Source organism: Streptomyces beigongshangae (assembly GCF_019710745.1).
GTDB lineage: Bacteria > Actinomycetota > Actinomycetes > Streptomycetales > Streptomycetaceae > Streptomyces > Streptomyces beigongshangae.
Genome location: NZ_JAHKJW010000057.1, coordinates 1 through 20,723, shown reverse-complemented (window position 1 = coordinate 20,723; position 20,723 = coordinate 1). Strand labels below are relative to the sequence as shown.

Genomic DNA, 20,723 nt, shown 5'->3' with positions numbered 1-20,723 from the left:
CTGCCCGCCGTCGCATCTCCGTCACCTCACGGCGTCGCGAGCTTGCGGAAGTCCCAGGAAACCGTCGCCTCCGGTGTCAGCCGCATCCAGGCGTGCCTGCCGTCGTGCGGCATCTCCTCCAGGCCGAAGTTCTTCCGCGCGAACAGGCGCTCCACGGCCTCCAGTTCGGCGCACGGTTCACCCGTGCGCGGCAACTCGCCGACGAACTCGACCGAGCCCGACAGCTCGGCGCCCCGCAGCTCGCCGTACTCCTCGCCCGCGTCGACGACGACGGCCACCCGAGGATCTCGGCGCAGGTCGGCCCAGCGCTTGCTGCGGGTGATCGAGTACAGCCAGAGGGATGTGCCGTCCCAGGCGAACCACAAGGTGCTGACGTGCGGGGCACCGTCCGCGGAGACGGTCGCCACGCGGCAGGTGCGCTGGGTGGCCAGGAACCCGTCCAGTTCCTCGGGCGTCATCATGATCTTTCGCCCCCGGCGCTGCGTGGCGGTCATACGGATCCCCTTCCGCGCTGTCCTCCGACGTCGGGCCTGACGTCGGGTCAGCGAATCATCGGCTGTCTTCCGTCCGTACGCAATGGTGGCTACGCTCGCCTGCCACCGTCGGCGGACAGCCGCTCGCGACAGGGGAAGCCATGCCGTCGTACGAAGAGCTCAGGGAACTCCTCGACCCCTCCACCACGGTGCTGCTGACCGTCGAGTGCCAGCGGGGTGTCGTCGGACCGGACAGCGCGCTGCCCGAACTCGCGCGCGAGGCACGGCTGTCGGGTGCGCTGGACCGGATCGCCCGCCTCGTGGCCGCGGCCCACGGGAGCGGAGTGCAGGTGATGCACGCGATCGCCGAGCGCCGCCCCGACGGCCGCGGCGCCAACCACAACGCCCGGCTCTTCCGCGCGGCCGAACGCCTGCCGGTGCGGCAGCTGGCGGGAAGCGACGCGGTCCGTGTGGCACCGCCCGTCGAAGTCGCCGAGGAGGACCTCGTCGTGCGCCGCCTGCACGGTCTGTCACCGCTCGCGGGCACGGACGCCGACGCGCTGCTGCGCAACCTGGGCTGCCGCACGCTCGTCGTGACCGGCGTCTCCGCCAACGTGGCCGTGCCCAACACGGTGTTCGACGCCGTGAACCGCGGGTACACCGCCGTGGTCCCGAAGGACGCCATCGCGGGCGTGCCCCCGGACTACACCTCCGCGATGATCCGCAACACGCTCGCCCTGGTGGCGACCGTCACCACCACGGACGACGTGCTGGCCTGTCTCGCGCGGTCCGGCCCGGTCCGCCCCGTCCGTCCCGTCAGGCGAGCGTGATCGAGTCGCCGCTCACACTGATCCTGGCCTCGGCCAGTCCGCTGGTGGCGGGCCCCTTCTTGACGCCGCCGTCCGTGACGCTGAACTGGCTGCCGTGGGCGGGGCAGGTGATCAGGCCGTTCTCCACGCTGTTGACCCGCTGCTTCTGATGCGGGCACACGGTGGAGAAGGCTTTGAACTCGCCCGTCGTCGGCTGCGTGACGACCACGGACCGATCGGCGAAGATCTTGCCGCCGCCCTCCGGGATGTCGGTGGTCCTGGCCAGTGCCGCGCCACCGGTGGCCCCGGAGGACGCGTCGGAGCCGGACGAGGCATCGGAGGAACCGGACGACTTGTCGTCCGAGCCCCCGCAGGCGGTCAGCGCGGCGGCGGCACCGGCCCCGCCCAGCGCCGCCAGGAGGGTGCGACGACAGAGCATCGGCGCGGGCTGCATGGATTCACTGGACATGGTGGCGGTCCCTTCCACGGATGTGCAGGTGTATGGATGTGCGTTTGCTTGGAAGTGCGTCTGTCTGATCAGGGGTACGGGTCCGCCGCTCGCCTGGTTCAGACGGTCCGGAGATCGAGCGACTTCTTGACGAGGCCGGGATCCGTGCGGAGCAGGGTGTCACTCACCCCTTCCTGTGCCACCGGACGGGTCGCTCCCGCGGAGAACCGCGGCCCATGGGCGTGCGCGACCGACGAACAGTGATCGTAGTGGCCCGGCCGGGCATCCGGGTGCCCCGGGCGCCGCTCCCCCTCGTACGTGTCGTACGTGTCGTGCGGTCGTGGATCGGTCGGCGCCGTGCCCGCGACGGCGGCGTGGCACACGTCGGGACGGTGCGGTCGGAAGACGCCCGGTGACCTGGGGCGGTACTCAAGGAAGTCACCGCGACCCGCTAGATCACGCCCCTGCGTGAGGGCGGCTCGCTGCCGGGACTCGTCGAGGGTGACGATCTCGGGACGTACGTCATGAGGTTGCCCACCTGGAGGCACTGACCTGCGTCTATGCGGCCATCCATGCCTCTGACCTGCGCACTTGGCGGCTATGGGCAGCTCGTCGGAGTCGGTGGCCCGGGAATGGCCCGGATCTCGCTCCGCCCGGGGCGGCGCCAGGGACTGCCTGGCCCGGGGCCTCGACGCCGCCCGCCCACGCGGCCGTGGTGTGGACGGGGGCGTATCCCGGGCTGTCAGGCGGTGACCCTGCCGAAGAGGTGGTTGGCAGGAGCATCCGGGTCGTTGCCGTAGAAGAACTCGGTGAGGGCCTGGTGGAACTCGGCGCGGTCGAGCCCACCGGAGCCGTCCCTGTCCAGAGCGGCGAAGACCGTGGCGCAGTCCTCGCCGGGCACACCGGCGACCGAGTCGAACATCTGCTGGAACTCGGCCTGGTCGATCCTGCCGTCCGCGTTGAGGTCAACGAGGTCGAAGAAGCAGTCGGTGACCGGCGCGATCTGCTGCGGATAGAGGGCGGGGTCGGTGAGGGCGTTTCTGAAGCCCTCCGTCATCTCCCGCAGATCGACCTTCCCGTCACCGTCCTGGTCCATCGGGGCGATCACATTCGTCCAGAACGCGTCCATTCCCTCGATGAGCCGGCGGGCGGACACCGAGTCCGGCGCGGTGTCCCGGGCGGCGATGTAGCGCTCGCTCATCGCGCGGACGTCCTGCTGGGTGATGAACCCGTCGCCGTCGACGTCGGCGCCCCTGAACCACTGGCTGAACTTGAGGTCTTGAAGTGCAGTCATGGCTGCGTACGGTATTCATCTGATTACGCAAACGCAAAACGGGAGGTGCCTCCGGTGGCCGGGGCGGCTCGTTGCGCGCTTGACGACGGCGAACATGGAAGGGCCTGCCCGAAGGGGCAGGCGCGCTGCGTGTCAGTGTTCGAGGTGGGGTGGCGCGAAGGCGAGCACCTCCGGAGGAGGGCCGTCATGGAGCTCGACCTCGACGAGCGCACTGTGGGCGCTCGGCCCCTGGGACAGGCGCGAGCACCCTCGGTCGGCCGTAAGGGTGTTCGGATTGCCGTGGCGGTCCAAGGTGCCGCTCCGGCCTGGCCGGGCGGGGTCCCACCACGCTCCTGTGGACAGTTGGACGACGCCCGGCATGACGTCGTCCGACACGACTGCGCCCGCCAGGCAGCTGCCGCGGTCGTTGTGGATACGTACGATCATGCCGTTCTCGATGCCACGGGATGCGGCGTCCAGCGGATTGATCGTCACGGGCTCACGGCCATGGATCTTCGACTTGAGGCTGCGGTCGCCGTTGTCGTACTGGCTGTGCAGGCGTGAGGCGGGCTGATTCGAGATCAAGTGCAGCGGGAACCGGTCCGAGAGGCCGGCGCGGAGCCACTCCACTGGTTCGAACCACGCCGGATGCCCGGTGCAGTCGTCGTAGCCGAACGAGTCGATCTCCTCGGAGAAGATCTCGATCCGGCCCGACGGGGTCGTGAGGGGGAAACGCCGCGGATCTGCGCGGAGCGCCTCGAAGCTGCCGGGGAACGGGCCGCTCAGCGCCGGCAGCTCGGCCGTGGAGCTTCGCCAGAAGTCGTCGAAGCCCGGCAGGGCCCCGTCGTCGCCGAGGTCGGCCCTCGTCCGTTCGTAGAGGTGCCGGACCCATTCGATCTCGGAGCGTGACTGAGTGAACTCGCACTCGTATCCGAGCCGGGAGGCCAGGGTGGTGAAGATGTGGTGGTCGGTGCGTGACTCGCCCGCCGGCTCACGGACTTTCGGCATCGCGACGAGGTGGGGGTCGGAGAATCCGGCGGCGAAGTCGTCGCGCTCCAGGCTGGTGGCCACGGGAAGGACGATGTCGGCGAACTTGGCCGTGGTGTTCCACCAGGCTTCGTGAACCACCACCGTGTCAGGGGCCTGCCAGGCACGGGTCAAGCGGTGCAGATCTTGGTGGTGGTGGAACGGGTTTCCTCCGCACCAGTAGATCAGGCGGAGTTCGGGCAAGGTCAGGCGCCGGCCGTCGTAGTCGATGGTCCTGCCCGGATGCAGCAGGGTGTCGGCGATCCGTGCGACGGGGATGAAATCCGCGACAGGGTTGGGAATTCGGGGGATCGACGCCACGGAGGGCCGGCCCGGGGCGACGCCGGTCGCGTCCATCGTCGCGTAGCCCGCGCCCCAGCCGCAGCCGGGGCGCCCCATCGAGCCCGCCATGGCGGCCAGCACGACCGACATCCAGATCGGCTGTTCACCGTGGTCCGCTCGTTGTATCGCGTAGTTGACCATGATGAGCGAACGTCGCGTGGACAGGCGGCGAGCCAGTTCGGTGAGCGTGTCCCCGCTCGTGCCCGTGATCCTCGCCGCCCAGGCGGCATCCTTGGCGACGCCGTCGAATTCGCCGGTCAGGTAGGAGGCGAAGCGGTCGAACCCGACGCAGCAACGGCGGAGGAAGTCCTCGTCGTGCCAGCCGTTGACCAGCATGGTGTGTGCGATGCCGAGCATCGCGGCGGTGTCGGTGTTGGGGATGACGGGCAGCCACTCGGCGTCGAGGAAGCCGGCGGTGTCGCTGCGGATGGGGCTGACGTTCACGAACCGCACCCCGGCCGCCCGGCACCGGCGCTGCAGGTCCTGTGTTCGGTGTCTGGCCAGTCCGCCGGGGTTGATCTGGCTGTTCTTGAGGGCCAGCCCTCCGAACGCCACCACGAGTTCACAGTTCTCGGCGATCGCGTCCCACATCGGCATCCGGGACTGGTAGCTCCACGGAGCTCCGCCGATCACATGGGGGAGAACGACCTCCAAAGCCGCGGTGCTGTACGTGTTGCGGGAGTCGGTGTATCCCCCGCCCAACGCCAGGAACCGGTGGAGTTGCCCCTGGGCGTTGTGGAACGCGCCCGCACTAGCCCAGCCGTAGGAGCCGCCGAACACGGCGCCGTCTCCGTGCCGTGACCGCACTCGGCGCAGTTCCTCGCTCACCAGGTCGATCGCATCGTCCCAGCTCACCTCCACGAAGGCGTCCGTGCCCCTGGCCGTGTCGCGCGCACGCGGCAGGCCGTTCAGCCAGCCCCTGCGCACCGCGGGGCGCAACACGCGGGCGCTGTCGTCGGCGGCTGTCACCATTCCGGGTCCGATGGGCGACGGCGCGGGGTCGTCCTCCCTCGGCTCGATGCGCACCAGCCGACCGGAATCGACCACCGCGACGAAACTGCCCCAGTGCGTCGCGACCGACATGCGTCGTTCCACGATGCCTCAACTCCGTCTGCGAGGTTCCCCGGCTCCCGGACAGTGGCCACTCATGTCACAGAGGTTTCATGTCAGTTGACGGGCCGTAGGACACAGACTCCCACTGCGGCCCGCTTCCCGACCCCTGTAGGCGCCCGGGCCTTTCGACGGCCGCACAGAAGCACCGTCCGCGTCGACTCGCCCGAGGGAGCATGCGTCGTCAAACGGTCGTTCGACGACAGGCGCAGTCGGCATTCCGTGGACCCGGACATTTTGAGACCTCGGGGCGGGCGCGCCGGCCTCATCGAATCCGCCGTGCTGCCGCCAACGGGGCGACGGCCTCCATCACGCCGTGGGTCGGTGTCCTTCCTGCGGGTTCCGCGCTCGACTCCGGCTCCACGGGCCGGCGGTACGTCCGGAAGACCCGGGTCGGCGCGCCCGGGGCCGGCGGCACACCGGGCTGGGGAGCCCGCGCCGGAGGATCTTCGAATGTTGCCGCGCGGGCAGACGGGGACGCGGTCCCGTGCGATCCGACCGTCGGCGGAAGGACCCAGCGGCTCGCCGTGCGGTGGTGGCTCGTTGTGTTCGAACGGTCACAAGGAGTGCTTGTGGGGCGGGTGGACGTGCGCAAACCATGAGTGCTCCCCCAACTCCTCGCGAAAGGACGTCCGCCTTCATGGCCCACCGAAAGGTGTATCTCGCCGTCGGCAGGATCAACACCCGCATCTACCGCTTCGATCCCGTCGACGGTGACACCCGTGTCGTCGAGAACGTGCGGCCCTACGAGCCCGGATACACCGCCATGGGTGCGCAGTACCGTGGCGACGACCAGGAGCCCCTGCTGCTGGCCGTGGGCCGGAACAAGCTCGTCACCATCGACGTGGCGACGGGCACCCTGAAGGACCGGGTCGTCGACGGGCTGCCGAGCGGGCCCTGGTTCGACGGTGACATGGATCCCGACGGGAAGACCCTCTTCGTCGTCAGCAACCCCGACGTGCACAGCTACGCCATCGATGTGGCGGCCCTGAAGGCCATGCCTCGCAACGCACCCGGAAGCGGCCGGTGGGACGACTTCGCCTACCACCCCAAGGACGGGCGGCTGATCTCGGTGGAGGGCGACAACGGCGACCTGCTGCTCGTCGACCCGGGCCGGCAGCCCATGAGGACCGTTCTCAAGAAGGGGGTCTTCCCGCCGGCGGAAGCCAGCACCGCAGCAGGCTCGCGCAAGTCGTACTCGGCCACCTTCTTCGACCAGGACGGCAACTTCTACGCGGTCGACTCCGCGGGCAACGTCAACCACCTCGACTTGACCACGGCCACGATTCCCGACCACTCGCAGCGCATCGGGCGGGGAAGGGTACCCGTGGGCGCCCTGGAGATCATGAACGGCGCCGGGCGCATCACCCCCCTGCCCGTCCCGCCCAGTTACGACGAGATCGACGTCTCCAAGCAATTCAACCGGGCCTGGGAGAGCGGCGATCCCCGGGGCAGGGTGTACAGCTTCGACCTCACGCTCACCGCCGTCAGCAAGGGCAGTGGCAAGGCCGAGGACGTCAGGAGGTTCCGGATCTCCTTCGATCTGCCCTCGCTGAAGGGCGCGAAGGCCGAGGCGTCCGGCGTACGTGTCATCGCCCAGGACGGCAAGGCGTACCTGGAAGCCGAAAGCGACCAGTTCCTGGCCGCGGGCAGCTCTCGGCCCATCACCGTGCAGATCACCGTCCCGGGGGACCCGTCCCGCCTGCCCCAGGAGTATCCCCTCGACGGCCTCAGGGCCACGCGTCTGCCCAGCCGCTGATCAAGTCGCACGGGACATACCTCGCCACCGGCCGGTACCGGGCGTGGCCTGGCGCACACTCGCACCATCGCCCTCGCCGACCCGTGACCGGTGGCAAGGTGCCCGGTACCCGCGTCAGCGGCGCAGCGGCTTCGCGTGTCCGGGCGGTCGCCGTTCACCGGCTGCTACCGCCCACCCCCGAGAGCTCCGGGCCTGCACTGGCTCATCCACGGCGGGAGTCAACGTGCGTCGGCCGTGCGGTCGCCGAGCCGGGGGTGAAACGGGTTGCCCGGGCCTTCTCGCGGCGGAGCGCGTGGGCGATGGCACGCGCCTCGATGCCCGCCTGCCGGAGGACACCCGTGAGGGGATTGGTGTATCCGGCGAAGTGGAGACACGGGGCCGCGGGATGGGCCTGCGCCCCCACGGCGAGGGGCCGCCCCTCATCGTCGAGTACGCCCAGGGACCCGACCAGGTCGAGCAGGTCGGGCCGGTACCCCGTGGCGGCGATGACCGTGTCGGGTCGCAGCCGGGTGCCGTCGGCCAGTATCACGTAGGGGCCGTCGAACGCCTGGACGGCCGCGACCGGTTCGACCTGCCCGGAGCGGACGGCGTCCACGAAGCCGTGGTCGAGCACCGGGTTGACCCCTTCGCGGGCGTTGCGGGTGTACAGACCCGTGCGGGGCCGCGGCAGCCCCCGAGAGGTCAGGTCGGGCACCGCGAGACGTTGCGTGAGCAGGGAGGTGCGGTCGCGCCACGCGAGCGGGAGGGTCTCCGTCAGCCGGCCGGCCGCATGCCAGCGTGCGCTGGAGCGGGGCAGGATGTTGGGTGGGGTGCGGACCGCGATCCGTACTCGCTCGGCTCCGGCTCCGGCCAGGACGCTCGCGATCTCGGTACCGCTGTTACCGGCGCCGACCACCAGGACGCGCTGCCCGCGGTAGGGGTGCGGAGAGCGGTAGTGGGCCGAGTGCAGCAGTGTGCCGGTGAAGGTCGAACGCCCGGGCCAGTCGGGGATGTTCGGGGTGTGGCAGCGTCCGGTGGCCACCACGACCGCACCAGCGGGCACCGGGCCGTCGGGAGTACGGAGCAGCCACTGTGCTTCCGAACCTGGTTCGGCCCGCACGACGCGCTGCACCGGGGTGGCCACCCGGACGTCGAGCCGGTGATGGGCGACGTAGCCCCGCAGGTAGCGCACGTAGTCGTCCCGGCTCACCCACCGGCCCGCCTGGCGCGGCACCGACAGGCCGGGGAGTCCCGATGTGCCGGAAGTGGTATGCAGGCGCAGGTGGTCATAGCGCTGCGCCCAGCTCGCTCCCACGCGGTCCGACCGTTCCAGGACCACGGCCGGTTCTCCGAAGCGGTTCAGCAGCGCGGCGGCCGCCAGGCCGTGGGGGCCGGCTCCGATCACGATCGTGGGAGCGCCGAGGTCTCGTTCTGGTGTCGTGGGCATCGCCCCCTACAACGGCGCACCGCGGCGCACGTCACGCCCAACTGACGGGTGGAGAACAGCGGATGACCACCGTTACACCGGCGGTACGGAGTCGTTGGACACCGGGCAGCCGACCTCACGGGGAACCGGTCCGCCCCAGGACAGGGCTGTCCGGGCAGGGTGCGACCGAGCGGTCGTGAGCCTGGCAGGCCAGGGGACCTGAACCTGCGCGGCCCTGGTCGCTGTGGCCGGGCTTCTCCGGACCGGCTCGCTGTCCAGACCGATCCTTCGAGGGGCTCATGTGCAGGCAGTGACGACACCTTCCCGGCCACACCGGTCACGGCTGCGGATCAGCGGAGTCCGCAAGGGATACGGCGGCAGGCAGGTCCTGCACGATGCGGATCTTGATGTGTCCGCCGGGACGCTGGTGGGAGTCGTCGGCGAGAACGGGGCGGGGAAGAGCACTCTGCTGGAGATCGCCGTGGGACACCTCGCACCCGACCGCGGAACGGTGACACGGACCGGGACGGTGGGGTACTGCCCGCAACGGGCGGTACTGAACGACGCGTTCACCGTCGGACAGCATCTGCGGTTGTTCCAGATGGCCTACCGGCTGCCGACACTGGAGCGCGCCGACGAGCTGATGGAGTTGCTGGCGCTGACCGGCTGCCGGCGACAGCAGGTCGGCGAGCTCAGCGGAGGAACGCGACAGAAGCTGAACCTGCTGATCGCTCTCATGCACGATCCGCAGTTGCTGGTCCTGGACGAGCCCTACCAGGGCTTCGACCGGGACACCCACCAGCGGTTCTGGAACCTGGCCGCCGACCTGCGAGATCAGGGCCGGTCGATCATCGTGGTCTCCCACCTGCTGCACGACCTGCACCACTTCGACGTGATCGCTCACCTGCGCCAAGGTCGTCTGCACTTCGAGGGGACCGACCGATGAGGCCCTCCTGGACGGCATTCACCGAACTGCTGCGCTGCACTCTGCTGGGCCACCTGCGCAACCGGCTGGCCCTGGCTCTGGCGATCGCGTTCATCCCCGTCTGGATCGTCGTGGCACGCCTGTGCACCTCCGACCAAGTGGTGAGCATCCGGCTGGACGCCATCAGCGTCCCCGTCTCCGCTCCGGCCAGCCAGGCCGGCCAGGTGGCCAGCGCGCTGGGCGCCATCACCATGGTGGCCGGTTTCGTCGCCTTCACCGAGACCTTCCAATCACGGGAGATGGACCGCCGTCTGCTGCTGGCCGGTTATCCCCGGCTTCCGATACTGCTGGCCAAACTTGCCGCCGTCGCCCTCACGGCCACCCTGCTGGCCCTCTACACCACGATCCTGCTGTGGATCTCCCTGCCCGTACGCCACACCGCACCCCTGGTACTGGCCCTTGCGGGCGCCGGCCTCGCCTACGGCGGCATCGGCCTTCTGCTCGGCTCCCTGGTCCGCGGCGAGTTGGAGGGCTTCTTCCTCATCATCATGCTCAGCCTGGTCGACACCGGCCTGCAGAATCCCGTCTTCAACACGCTCATGGACGTGGCGGGCGTGTCCGCGCTTCCTCTGTACGGCGTGAACCAGCTGGCGCTGGGTTCAGTCCTCACCCCACACATCCCCTGGTCCCACGGCCTGCTCTCCCTCACCTGGTCCGCAGCGACCGGCGCCCTGGCACTGCTCGTCCTCCACACCCAACGCCCTTTCCTCTCCCGGTGGTCCCGCTCCCGGTGGTCCCGCAGAGCGAGAGTCCGGACAAGGTGATCACGGTCTTTCCCACGGGTCCTCGTCGCCGGTCGAGAGGCTGTCCCATCACCGGTGTGCGTAGCGTGGTTCAGGCCGGTGCCGTGCCGTGCCGTGCCGTGCCGTGCCGTGCCGAGTCCGCAGTCGAAGACGACGGCCGTACGCCGGAGCCGATTCGGACATCACGACGCCGGTACCCGCGAGTTCCGCAGGGACCTGCCGTACGCCGTGGCAGCCCTGCCCTGCCCTGTCCGGGACGGCTTGCGACTGCCCACGCGCTGTCCGTGTCAGACGGCCTCGCGGCGCATCATGGCCGCGGTGTGCGTGGCGACGGTGAGCGGGTCGGTGAGTGGTCGGCCGAGCAGGCGGGCGAGGTCGGGGCCGGTGGTACCGAGGAACCCGTGGCGAACGCCGGTCGCGATCGAGGCGAGCATCGGCGGCTGGAACGGCAGCAGCGTGTCGTCGGCCAGGAGCCGGGCCCGGTACTCCTCCAGTGCAAGGGTCCGGTGCGCGACCCCCAGGGATCCGGCGACGCCGGCGGCGGTGATCGGTTCGCCGACCAGGTCGTAGGTCCGGCCGGCGTGCGCGGCCGGATCGCCGGCCACGACGGCTGCGGCCGCCGCCAGGTCCGCCCGCGCCACAGCGGCGAGCGCCCCGGCGCCGAACGCCGATTCCACGCCGTCGTCCGTCCAGGTCAAAAGCGCCCCGAAGAGTTCGGCGTAGAGCCCGTTGCGCAGGACCGTCCACCCGAGTCCGCTGGCTTTGATCAGCTGCTCGGTGGCGCGATGGGCGAGCGCGAAGCCGAGGTGGTCGCCGTCGCCGGTCAGGCTGGTGTAGACCACGTGGCTCACGCCATCGCGCACCGCGGCGTCCAGGGCCGCCTGGTGGCGGGCGATGACCCGGTCGTCCTCGGCGTATCCGGCCGAGACGAGGACCAGTACGGAGACGCCGGTGAGGTCGAGGCTCGTGGTGTCGTCGAAGTCGAGTCGCCGTTGCCCTCCTGCGGGCGACCGAGTGCCGCCCAGGGCGGGTGTGCGGCGCTCGGCCAGTTCCTGGAGCGTGAGGGAGGCGAGCTGTCCGTTCGCGCCGGTCACCATGATCATTGTGGTTCCGTCTCCTGCCGTGGTTCTCTTCAGTAACTACGGTGAGATCTTCGACCGGCCCAGGTCGGCCCACAAGGAGGCAGTTTCGTGTCAGTGACGCACACCGGGGTAACCGCTGGACCCGCTGCACTCGAACCCTGCGGACAGCAGGACCACCCCGACTGCGGGATCCGCGACGTCCTCGACCGGGTCGGCGACAAGTGGTCGGTCCTCGTCATCGTCGAACTCGCCAGCGGTCCGCGGCGCTTCCGGCAGCTTCAGCGCGCCGTCGAGGGGATCTCCCAGCGCATGCTGACCCTTACGGTGCGCCGGCTGGAGCGAGACGGTCTGGTCCTTCGGACCGTGTATCCGACCGTGCCGGCCCAGGTCGACTACCGGCTCACCGGGACGGGCGCGAGCCTGACCCACCTCGTCAAGGCACTCGCCGACTGGTCGCTCGAACACCGGGCCCACATCGCCCGCGCCCGTGAGACCTACGACAGCGAGCACCCCGACAACGAGATCCGCTGATCAGCGAGACGTCGTCCACCTCCCGACCCGCAACGGCCAGGTGTTGCGGGACATGACGTCGGTGACACGGGCCGATGCCGGTGAAACCAGGATGCTCCGACGGGCATCGGTCGGGTAACGTGCGGGCCATGTCGAGTCCTGAGTCGGACAAGGTGGGGGCTTTCGGTCACGCCGTCAGCCCCCTGAACCACTGAGCTCATAGCCCTGTCGTCGCGCCGCGTTCCGCGGCTGGACGAGGGTGCCCTTGGGGCTGGCCGCGGTGACGAGATGACCTTCTCGTGCTTGTCCTCACCTCGGAGCCACTTGATGCCTCTCCCGCTGTACCTGCTCGCCATGGCGGTTTTCGCCATGGGCACCTCGGAATTCATGCTCGCCGGTCTCTTGCCGGACATCGCCTCGGACCTCGATGTCACAGTCGGGACGACTGGAACGCTCACCTCGGCCTTCGCAGTCGGCATGATCGTCGGTGCCCCTCTTGTGGCCGCACTCGCCCGTAACCGGCCCAGGCGCTCCAGCCTTGTCGGATTCCTCTTCGTCTTCGCGGCAGCCCACGTCGTGGGAGCCGTCACCACGAGCTTCCCCGTCCTGTTCGCCACCCGGGTCGTCGCCGCGCTCGCGAACGCAGGGTTCCTTGCCGTCGCTCTGACGGCTGCGGCCGCGCTGGTTTCGCCCGACAGGAAGGGACGTGCGCTGGCCGTGCTGCTGTCAGGCACGACGGTGGCCACGATCGCCGGTGTCCCCGGTGGTTCGGTGCTCGGCACGTTGCTCGGCTGGCAGGCCACCTTCTGGGCTGTCGCCGCTCTCTGCCTGCCTGCGGCTCTTGGCATTCTGAAAGGAATCCCCGCAGGACGGGATGAGGAGGAGGCAACCGGCAGGCCGGCGTTGCGCGCGGAGCTCGCCCACCTCACGCGGGCGCGGTTGATTCTGGTGATGCTGCTCGGCGCGCTGGTGAATGCGGCGACCTTCGCAAGCCTCACCTTCCTGGCCCCTGTGGTGACCGACAGCGCAGGGCTGGGCGAGTTGTGGATCTCTGTCGCCCTGGTGCTCTTCGGCGCCGGTTCCTGCGTGGGCGTCATCGTCGCCGGCCGGCTGTCCGACCGGCATCCCGGTCAGGTCGTCGCGGTCGGCGGTCCGTTGCTGCTCGTCGGCTGGCCGGTCCTGGCGCTGCTGGCGCACAAGCCGGTCGCCCTGTTCATCCTCGTGTTCGTGCAGGGCGCACTGTCGTTCGCCCTGGGCAGCACGCTGATCACGCGGGTCCTCTACGAGGCCGCGGGAGCCCCCACGATGGCCGGCTCGTATGCGACCGCGGCGCTCAACGTGGGCGCCGCCACCGGCCCCGTCATCGCTGCGTCCACTCTCAGCACCGAAGCCGGGGACCTTGGGCCACTCTGGGTGAGCGGGCTCCTCGTCGCGGTCGCACTGCTCATCGCGTTCTCCCTCTTCGCCTCCCTCACGGCCGACCAAAGGACCGAGGCGCTCCGGTGACACATGCGGGTGAGGTGTTCTAGTTGAGCCCGGCGGACATCGGCCACGCAAGAGACGTGAGCCATGTCCGCCGCCAAGTCCAGGCAATCAAATGGAACACCTACACCTGGAACACCTGCACCTGGAAGCCCGCATCGGCCAAGGCCGGTGTCATTCCCCCGCGCGCCGAGGGGGGAGAACGTAGGCAATGGGCGGCGGCTCCGAGGGACGGCTTCCATGTGCTGCCGCACATCTACGCCTCGCTCATGCCGGAGGCCGGGGAGTCCGTCGTGACCCTGGCGCGGTGGCTGGGGCACTCCTCGCCCGCGATCACTCTCGGTTACTATGCTCACTTCATGCCGGAGTCCGGGGTCCGGAGGCCGGAAGCAGGCAGCGGGGAGCGAACCGCCATCGACGGATTGCTCGGGAAGCGGGGGAGCTGCGCAGCGGTCGAAACTCCCCGGATTCTGCCCGGGGCTGCTGACGGGCGATTTCCACCGTGGCTACCATTCGGAGGTGGCCATGGATTGTAAGGTTACATAGATGGGTGGCCTGAGAAAATGCTGAGAGAGGTCACCGCGACCCGATACATCACGCCCTTGCGCGAGGGTGGCTCGCTGCCTGGGCTCGTCGAGGGCGACGACCTCGGGACGTACGTCATGAAGTTCACCGGCGCGGGGCAAGGGCGCAAGACCCTGGTCGCGGAGGTCGTCTGCGGTGAACTCGCCCGTCGCCTGGGCCTGCGGGTGCCGGGGCTGGCCGTCATCGGGCTCGACCCGGTCATCGGGCTCGGCGAACCGGACCAGGAGGTGCAGGAGTTGCTCAAGTCGAGCGGCGGGCTGAATCTCGGGATGGACTTCCTCTCCCGGGCGATCGGATTCGACTCCCTCGCGCACCGGGTGAGCCCGGAGGAGGCCGGGCGGGTCGTCTGGTTCGACGCGCTGGTCAACAACGTCGACCGGTCGTGGCGGAACCCCAACATGCTGGTCCACGACGGCGACCTGTGGCTCATCGACCACGGTGCCACCATGATCTGGCACCACAACTGGCCCGGCGCGCGGGCCTCGGCGGCCAGGCCGTACGACGCGTCCGACCACGCGCTCGCCCCCTTCGCTCCCGACGTCCGCTCCGCCGCGGCGGAGCTGGGCCCGCGTGTCACGCCGGAACTGCTCGCCGAGGTGACCGCCGCGATCCCGGAGGAGTGGCTGCGGGACGAGCCGGGGTTCGAGTCGGCCGACGCGCTGCGACGCGCGTACGCGGAGCCGCTCCTGGCCCGGGCCGCCACCGTCCACGAGCGCATCCGCGTCCAGGACGGCCGGGGTGCCGAGGAGGGGGCGAAGTGAACGGGAATGACGGCCGCGTCGTCTACGAGTACGCGGTGCTGCGCGTCGTACCGCGTGTCGAGCGGGGCGAGTACTTCAACGCCGGCGTGCTCGTGTACTGCCGCGCGCACTCCTTCGTGGCCGCCCGCACCCATCTCGACGAGGCCAAGCTGCGCGCCCTCGACCCGGCGGCGGACGCGGCGGGCGTGCGGGCGGCCCTGCGGGCCGTCGAGGGCGTCTGCGCCGGGGGTGCGGCGGCCGGACAGGCCGCGGGCGACGACGCCGGGCGGCGCTTCCGCTGGCTGATCGCGCCCCGCTCCACGGTCGTGCAGCCGGGGCCGGTGCACACCGGTCTCACCGCGGATCCCGCGGCCGAGCCGGGGCGGCTGCTCGACCTGCTGGTCAGGTAATGGATCACATGGGCGCGATCTGCCGTTGACACTGGGTGCCAAGGCTTCTAGCGTCTCGTCTGCTGAAGGTACTAAGCGGTCGCTCACCTGTGGGGCGTACCGTTCCAGGACTTCCCCGAGGGCGAGGAGAACCAGCAATGTCCACCACTGAGCAGCGTGTCGCCGTGGTCACCGGCGCAGCGCGCGGCATCGGCGCCGCGACCGCCGTACGACTGGCCGCGGAGGGCCGCGCCGTCGCGGTGATCGACCTCGACGAGGACGCGTGCAAGGACACCGTGGAGAAGATCACCGCCGCCGGCGGCAGGGCGCTCGCGGTGGGCTGCGACGTCTCCGACGAGGCGCAGGTCGAGGCCGCCGTGGCGCGCGTCGCCCAGGAGCTCGGGGCGCCGACGATCCTGGTGAACAACGCGGGCGTGCTCCGCGACAACCTGCTGTTCAAGATGAGCGCGTCCGACTGGGACACGGTCCTGAACGTGCACCTGCGCGGCTCCTTCCTGATGACGCGCGCCGTCCAGAAGTACATGGTGGAGGCCAAGTTCGGCCGGGTCGTCAACCTCTCCTCGTCCTCGGCGCTCGGCAACCGCGGCCAGGCCAACTACAGCGCCGCCAAGGCCGGTCTCCAGGGCTTCACCAAGACCCTCGCCTTCGAGCTCGGCAAGTTCGGTGTCACCGCGAACGCCGTGGCGCCCGGCTTCGTCGTGACCGACATGACCGCCGCCACCGCCGAGCGGGTCGGCATGGGTTTCGAGGAGTTCCAGGCCGCGGCCGCCACCCAGATCCCGGTCCAGCGCGTCGGCAACCCGGACGACATCGCCAACGCGATCGCCTTCTTCACCGGCGACGCCGCCGGATTCGTCTCCGGCCAGGTGCTGTACGTGGCCGGCGGACCGCTCGACTAGGACTGGGGACAGGAACATGACCACTGTGGAACTCTCGGGCAAGGTGGCCCTCGTCACCGGCGCCAGCCGAGGCATCGGCTACGGCGTCGCCGAGGCGCTGCTCGCCCGCGGCGACCGGGTGTGCATCACCGGCCGCAACGAGGACGCGCTCAAGGAGGCCGTCGAACGGCTCGGTGCCGACCGCGTCATCGGGGTCGCCGGCAAGGCCCACGACGAGGCCCACCAGGCCGTCGCGGTCGAGCGCACCATGGAGGCGTTCGGCCGCGTCGACTTCCTGGTCAACAACGCCGGCACGAACCCGGTGTTCGGGCCGATGGCCGACCTGGACCTCAACGTGGCGCGGAAGGTCTTCGAGACCAACGTCGTCTCCGCACTCGGCTTCGCCCAGCGGACGTGGAAGGCGTGGCAGAGCGCGAACGGCGGCGCGATCGTCAACATCGCCTCCCTCGCGGGCGTCTCGGCCTCGCCGTTCATCGGGGCGTACGGGATGAGCAAGGCGGCCATGATCAACCTGACCCTGCAGCTGGCGCACGAGTTCGCGCCCGTGGTGCGGGTCAACGCGATCGCCCCCGCCGTGGTCAAGACCAAGTTCGCGCAGGCCCTGTACGAGGGCCGGGAGGCCGAGGCGGCCGCGTCCTACCCGCTCGGCAGGCTCGGTGTGCCGTCGGACATCGGGGGCACCGCCGCCTTCCTCACCTCGGAGCAGTCGGACTGGATCACCGGGCAGACGCTCGTGGTCGACGGTGGCATCTTCCTCAACGCCGGGGTGTCCTGAACGGCCCCGGCCCCGGCCTCGACCTCGGCCCCGGCTCCGGCCCGATCCAGGTCCCGGCCCCGCTCCCGACTCCGGAATACTGCGCTCCGGCAACGAATTCGGTCTTTTGAACACTGTGTCGTACACGGGATTCCCGTTCGGACAATTCATATGGTTGATGGATATGCTCCGCACAGATTCCAAACAACAGTGTCAGAGCCGAAAAAAAACGAACAGATGATGTTCACGCACGTCAAACGCCCCGCCGTCGGGACAGCTCGACCGGCGGGGCGCTGCGATATGGTCCTGCCCACCTTGGCGGGGCTCATCGAGGAGCGTGCGCGTGTTGAAGCGGAACCGGTCTCTGCGGAACTTGTCGGCGATCGCGTCCATATCGCTGGTGACGGGATGCGGGGTGTTCTCCGCGGACGCGTCCGAGGAGGACGGCCCGATCGTCGTGGGCACGACCAGCGCACCCAGCACCCTGGACCCCGCCGCGTCGTGGGACGGCTCCTGGGAACTGTTCCGCAACATCTACCAGACCCTGCTCAGCTACCCCGCCGGAGCGTCCGCGCCCGAGCCCGACGCCGCCGAGAGCTGCCGTTTCACCGACGACTCGAACCGTACGTACAGCTGCACGCTGCGCGAGGGCATGTCCTTCTCGGACGGGCACGAACTCGACGCCGGGGCCGTGAAGCACTCCATCGACCGCATCCGGAAGATCGCCGTGGACGGCGGCCCCGCCGGCCTGCTCGGCAGCCTGGAACGGGTGGAGGCGAAGGGCGAGCGCGAGGTGGTCTTCCGCCTCAACAAGCCCGACGCCACCTTCCCGTTCGTGCTGGCCACACCGGCCATGTCGATCGTCGACCCCGAGGAGTACCCGGCCGACGCCCTGCGTGAGGACGGAAAGGTCACCGGATCGGGGCCGTACGGCCTGGACTCCTACGAGGAGGGGCAGGAGGCCCGGCTCGTCCGCAACGACGAGTACAAGGGCTTCGCCGACCGCAAGAACGGCTCCGTCACCATCCGGTACTTCCAGGACTCGGACGGCATGGCCGCGGCGCTCAGGGACGGGAAGATCGACGTCACCCTGCGGGGACTCGCCGCGAAGGACGTCGTCGGCTTCGAGGAACGGCGCGGCAGGGACGAGATCCAGCTGGTGGAGGGCGTGGGCACGGAGATCCGCTACCTGGTCTTCAACCCGAAGGACCCCTGGGCCCGCAAGGCCGCGGTCCGCAAGGCCGTCGCGCAGATCGTCGACCGTCCGGCCATCGCGCACCACGTCTACCGGGACACCGTGGAGCCGCTGTACTCGATGGTCCCGCGCGGGCTGGCCGGCCACACCACGGGTTTCTTCGACGACTACGGCAGCCCCAGCACCTCCAAGGCGCGGCAGATCCTCCTGGAGGCGGGCATCGCCGAACGCGTGCCGCTCACCCTCTGGTACACGACGGACCGGTACGGCTCCACGACCAAGCCGGAGTTCGAGGAGCTCAGGCGCCAGCTCAACGAGACCGGCCTGTTCAGCGTCACCGTCAAGGGCCGCCCTTGGAAGACGTACGAGGCGGGCTACCGCAAGGGCGAGTACCCCGTGTTCGGCCGCGGCTGGTTCCCCGACTTCCCGGACGCCGAGAACTTCATCGCACCGTTCGTGGGCGAGCGGAACGCCCTCGGTACGCCGTACAGGTCTCCCCGGATCACGGACGTGCTGCTGCCCGAGTCGCGCCGTGAGAGCGACCGGGGGGACGTCGTCGAGCAGTTCGAGAAGGCCCAGGACATCCTGGTGGACGACGTGCGGCTGCTGCCGCTGTGGCAGGGCAAGCAGTACGTCGCCGCCAGCGAGGAGATCTCCGGCATCGAGCGCTCCATCGATCCGTCGACGATCATGATGGTGTGGGAGCTGGACCGTAAGACCAGCTGGTAGTGGCGTGGAGAGTCCGGTTGTCAGTGGGCGGCGGTAGGTTCTGTGCACCGGAGACGACCGCACATCTAAGGAAGTTCACGTGACCGACACCGCCATGCTGCCCGAGTCCTGGCGCGGCGTTCTGGGCGAAGAGCTGCGGAAGCCCTACTTCAAGGAGCTCACCGAGTTCGTCGAGGAGGAGCGCGCGAAGGGGCCCGTGTACCCGCCCCGCGACGAGGTCTTCGCCGCGCTCGACGCGACTCCGTACGAGCGGGTGAAAGTGCTCGTCCTCGGCCAGGACCCGTACCACGGCGAGGGCCAGGGCCACGGCCTGTGCTTCTCGGTCCGGCCCGGTGTGAGGACGCCGCCCTCCCTGCGCAACATCTACAAGGAGATGAAGGAGGAGCTCGGCCACCCCGTGCCGGACAACGGCTATCTGATGCCGTGGGCCGAACAGGGCGTCCTGCTGCTCAACGCGGTGCTGACGGTCCGCGCCGGCGAGGCCAACTCGCACAAGGGCAAGGGCTGGGAGAAGTTCACGGACGCGGTGATCCGGGCCGTGGCCGACCGGCCCGACCCGGCGGTCTTCGTCCTGTGGGGCAACTACGCGCAGAAGAAGCTCCCGCTCATCGACGAGGAGCGGCACATCGTGGTGAAGGGCGCGCACCCCTCGCCGCTGTCCGCGAAGAAGTTCTTCGGCTCGCGTCCCTTCACGCAGATCAACGAGGCGGTCGCCGAGCAGGGGCACGAGCCGATCGACTGGCGGATCCCCGACCTCGGCTGACGACCGGCGGCAGACGCCCGCGTCGTCACGGCCGACGGCATCGGGGGTGGTGCCGGCCGTGGCACCCCGGGCCGGGGCCGGTCCGCCCGGGTGGCGGGCCCGGTCCGTCACCGGGGTGGCGCAGTGGCGTGCGGGGCCGCCTGAGACCGATTGCCGCTGCCTGCCGTTAGCGTCGGGGCAGGCGGCAATCGGCAATCGATAACGGCAGGCGGCAGCGGCACGCGTGGGCGCGCGGGCGCGTCGGTCGGCGGACGAGCGGGTGGAGGACGACGCGGTGGCGGAGCAGCAGGAGCCGGCGGCGGACACGATGACGACCAGGATCGGGCAGGCCGTCATGCTCCTCCACGGCGGTGACCGCGAGGAGGCCCGGAGCCGCTTCCTGGACCTGTGGGCGGAGCTCGGCGAGGAGGGCGACGCGCTCCACCGCTGCACGCTCGCCCACTTCATGGCCGACGCGCAGGACGACCCCTCGGACGAACTCGCCTGGGACCTGCGGGCCCTGTCGGCGGCGAACGAGCTCACGGACGCGCAGGCCATGGAACACCACCAGCACTACCAGCACCACCAGCACCCCCGGTCCCTCGCGGTACGGGCCTTCTACCCGTCCCTGCACCTGAACCTCGCCGCGGACTACGCGAAGCTCGGCCGTCGCGAGGCGGCCCGGGGCCATCTGGGGGTGGCGCGGAACAGCGTGGACGCACTCGGCGACGGCGCCTACGGCGACGGCATCCGGGCCGGTATCGGCCACCTGCAGTCACGGCTGGACCGGGAGGGACCGGGCGGAGCACCCGAACCCGCACCGGAGCGGGGGAGCGGACCGGGAGGGGAGACGCTGGGGCCGCCGCGCCGGCAGCCCTAGCGGTCGGAGGACCGGCCCCGGGGGACCGGCGGCCGTGAGTCCACGGAGGTCCCTCGGACGCCTCCTGGACGCCCCTTGAACGTCAGCTGAATGTCAACGGCCGTAGACGTCCTCGCAGAGGGCTGCCTCCGGGCTGTCCGCCTTCCAGCCTCCGTAGGTCCGGCCGAGCGCGCACACGTCCATGTCCGGCTGCGGCACGGACGTGGACGATCGCGGGACGGAAGGCAGTCGGGACGACCACCGCGGCTCCGGCCGCCGGGGCGGCTCGGCGACGGTGGCGCGCCGCCGCGGCGACGGTGGCGCCGGGACCGCGGCGGGGCCGGCCGGGGCAGTGCGGACGGG

At 70.1% G+C, this 20,723-nt stretch carries 21 protein-coding genes and 2 pseudogenes; 14 read left to right on the top strand and 9 right to left on the bottom strand.

Going from position 1 to position 20,723, the window contains the following annotated elements:
• Positions 1 to 26: 26 nt before the first annotated feature.
• Positions 27 to 494 carry a pyridoxamine 5'-phosphate oxidase family protein gene (locus KM933_RS31625; RefSeq protein ID WP_221358634.1) on the bottom strand — a complete coding sequence of 156 codons (468 nt, stop codon included), beginning with the start codon at positions 492 to 494 and terminating at the stop codon, positions 27 to 29.
• A 140-nt stretch (positions 495 to 634) separates the two neighbouring features.
• Between KM933_RS31625 and KM933_RS31620 the strand changes: the two genes are divergently transcribed.
• Entirely contained in the window at positions 635 to 1,303 is a 669-nt protein-coding gene (locus tag KM933_RS31620) for a cysteine hydrolase family protein (RefSeq protein WP_221358632.1), read from the top strand.
• Here the strand turns inward: KM933_RS31620 and KM933_RS31615 are convergent.
• On the bottom strand, positions 1,290 to 1,751 hold the full coding sequence (locus KM933_RS31615) for a Rieske (2Fe-2S) protein (RefSeq protein WP_221358630.1): 462 nt from the start codon (positions 1,749 to 1,751) through the stop codon (positions 1,290 to 1,292). The genes KM933_RS31620 and KM933_RS31615 overlap by 14 nt on opposite strands.
• A 98-nt stretch (positions 1,752 to 1,849) precedes the next feature.
• Positions 1,850 to 2,113 carry a hypothetical protein gene (locus KM933_RS31610; protein WP_221358628.1) on the bottom strand — a complete coding sequence of 88 codons (264 nt, stop codon included), beginning with the start codon at positions 2,111 to 2,113 and terminating at the stop codon, positions 1,850 to 1,852.
• Positions 2,114 to 2,185: 72 nt separating this feature from the next.
• Here KM933_RS31610 and KM933_RS40740 point away from each other — a divergent pair.
• Positions 2,186 to 2,260, top strand: a pseudogene (locus KM933_RS40740) (HipA family kinase); the annotation flags it as partial.
• 212 nt (positions 2,261 to 2,472) lie between these two features.
• Here KM933_RS40740 and KM933_RS31605 read toward each other — a convergent pair.
• A complete protein-coding gene (locus tag KM933_RS31605; RefSeq protein WP_221358627.1) occupies positions 2,473 to 3,024 on the bottom strand; it encodes an EF-hand domain-containing protein in 552 nt (183 codons plus the stop codon).
• 132 nt (positions 3,025 to 3,156) lie between these two features.
• Positions 3,157 to 5,454: a molybdopterin-dependent oxidoreductase gene (locus KM933_RS31600; protein ID WP_221358625.1), complete on the bottom strand. Its 2,298-nt coding sequence runs from the start codon at positions 5,452 to 5,454 to the stop codon at positions 3,157 to 3,159.
• A 667-nt stretch (positions 5,455 to 6,121) separates the two neighbouring features.
• Between KM933_RS31600 and KM933_RS31595 the strand changes: the two genes are divergently transcribed.
• Positions 6,122 to 7,240 carry a hypothetical protein gene (locus tag KM933_RS31595; RefSeq protein WP_221358623.1) on the top strand — a complete coding sequence of 373 codons (1,119 nt, stop codon included), beginning with the start codon at positions 6,122 to 6,124 and terminating at the stop codon, positions 7,238 to 7,240.
• 202 nt (positions 7,241 to 7,442) lie between these two features.
• Here KM933_RS31595 and KM933_RS31590 read toward each other — a convergent pair whose 3' ends face one another.
• Positions 7,443 to 8,666 (bottom strand): flavin-containing monooxygenase, encoded by a 1,224-nt coding sequence (locus KM933_RS31590; RefSeq protein WP_221358621.1) that lies wholly within the window; start codon positions 8,664 to 8,666, stop codon positions 7,443 to 7,445.
• Positions 8,667 to 8,955: 289 nt separating this feature from the next.
• Between KM933_RS31590 and KM933_RS31585 the strand changes: the two genes are divergently transcribed.
• Both KM933_RS31585 and KM933_RS31580 read left to right on the top strand, forming a co-directional pair.
• The gene (locus KM933_RS31585) at positions 8,956 to 9,591 is read left to right on the top strand and encodes an ABC transporter ATP-binding protein (protein ID WP_308013604.1); all 636 of its coding nucleotides are present in this window, start codon (positions 8,956 to 8,958) and stop codon (positions 9,589 to 9,591) included.
• On the top strand, positions 9,588 to 10,394 hold the full coding sequence (locus tag KM933_RS31580) for a hypothetical protein (protein WP_221358619.1): 807 nt from the start codon (positions 9,588 to 9,590) through the stop codon (positions 10,392 to 10,394). The genes KM933_RS31585 and KM933_RS31580 overlap by 4 nt, the downstream gene beginning before the upstream one ends.
• A gap of 266 nt (positions 10,395 to 10,660) precedes the next feature.
• Here the strand turns inward: KM933_RS31580 and KM933_RS31575 are convergent, their stop codons facing one another.
• Positions 10,661 to 11,476 carry a Rossmann-fold NAD(P)-binding domain-containing protein gene (locus KM933_RS31575; protein ID WP_221358618.1) on the bottom strand — a complete coding sequence of 272 codons (816 nt, stop codon included), beginning with the start codon at positions 11,474 to 11,476 and terminating at the stop codon, positions 10,661 to 10,663.
• A gap of 87 nt (positions 11,477 to 11,563) precedes the next feature.
• Between KM933_RS31575 and KM933_RS31570 the strand changes: the two genes are divergently transcribed.
• The 6 genes from KM933_RS31570 to KM933_RS31545 all read left to right on the top strand — a co-directional run bounded on the left by KM933_RS31570 (position 11,564) and on the right by KM933_RS31545 (position 16,856).
• Positions 11,564 to 11,986, top strand: a complete 423-nt coding sequence (locus tag KM933_RS31570; RefSeq protein WP_221358616.1) for a winged helix-turn-helix transcriptional regulator — start codon at positions 11,564 to 11,566, stop codon at positions 11,984 to 11,986.
• A 306-nt stretch (positions 11,987 to 12,292) separates the two neighbouring features.
• The gene (locus tag KM933_RS31565; RefSeq protein ID WP_221358614.1) at positions 12,293 to 13,471 is read left to right on the top strand and encodes a Cmx/CmrA family chloramphenicol efflux MFS transporter; all 1,179 of its coding nucleotides are present in this window, start codon (positions 12,293 to 12,295) and stop codon (positions 13,469 to 13,471) included.
• A gap of 539 nt (positions 13,472 to 14,010) precedes the next feature.
• The gene (locus tag KM933_RS31560; protein ID WP_221358612.1) at positions 14,011 to 14,793 is read left to right on the top strand and encodes a HipA family kinase; all 783 of its coding nucleotides are present in this window, start codon (positions 14,011 to 14,013) and stop codon (positions 14,791 to 14,793) included.
• Positions 14,790 to 15,182, top strand: a complete 393-nt coding sequence (locus KM933_RS31555) for a DUF3037 domain-containing protein (protein ID WP_221358601.1) — start codon at positions 14,790 to 14,792, stop codon at positions 15,180 to 15,182. The genes KM933_RS31560 and KM933_RS31555 overlap by 4 nt, the downstream gene beginning before the upstream one ends.
• A 137-nt stretch (positions 15,183 to 15,319) precedes the next feature.
• Positions 15,320 to 16,081: a 3-oxoacyl-ACP reductase FabG gene (gene fabG, locus KM933_RS31550; protein ID WP_221358599.1), complete on the top strand. Its 762-nt coding sequence runs from the start codon at positions 15,320 to 15,322 to the stop codon at positions 16,079 to 16,081.
• 16 nt (positions 16,082 to 16,097) lie between these two features.
• Positions 16,098 to 16,856: an SDR family oxidoreductase gene (locus KM933_RS31545; RefSeq protein ID WP_221358597.1), complete on the top strand. Its 759-nt coding sequence runs from the start codon at positions 16,098 to 16,100 to the stop codon at positions 16,854 to 16,856.
• A gap of 192 nt (positions 16,857 to 17,048) precedes the next feature.
• Here KM933_RS31545 and KM933_RS39860 read toward each other — a convergent pair whose 3' ends face one another.
• Positions 17,049 to 17,300, bottom strand: coding sequence for a hypothetical protein (locus KM933_RS39860; protein ID WP_260334454.1), 252 nt, complete (start codon positions 17,298 to 17,300; stop codon positions 17,049 to 17,051).
• Between KM933_RS39860 and KM933_RS31540 the strand changes: the two genes are divergently transcribed.
• The 3 genes from KM933_RS31540 (at position 17,182) to KM933_RS31530 (ending at position 20,381) form a co-directional block, all read left to right on the top strand.
• Positions 17,182 to 18,759, top strand: coding sequence for an ABC transporter substrate-binding protein (locus KM933_RS31540; RefSeq protein ID WP_260334448.1), 1,578 nt, complete (start codon positions 17,182 to 17,184; stop codon positions 18,757 to 18,759). The genes KM933_RS39860 and KM933_RS31540 overlap by 119 nt on opposite strands.
• 79 nt (positions 18,760 to 18,838) lie before the next feature.
• Entirely contained in the window at positions 18,839 to 19,522 is a 684-nt protein-coding gene (ung, locus tag KM933_RS31535) for a uracil-DNA glycosylase (protein WP_221358594.1), read from the top strand.
• Positions 19,523 to 19,829: 307 nt separating this feature from the next.
• Positions 19,830 to 20,381, top strand: coding sequence for a hypothetical protein (locus KM933_RS31530; protein WP_221358697.1), 552 nt, complete (start codon positions 19,830 to 19,832; stop codon positions 20,379 to 20,381).
• Between the two features lie 93 nt (positions 20,382 to 20,474).
• Here KM933_RS31530 and KM933_RS31525 read toward each other — a convergent pair.
• Positions 20,475 to 20,723 (bottom strand): annotated as a pseudogene (locus KM933_RS31525) (hypothetical protein); the annotation flags it as partial.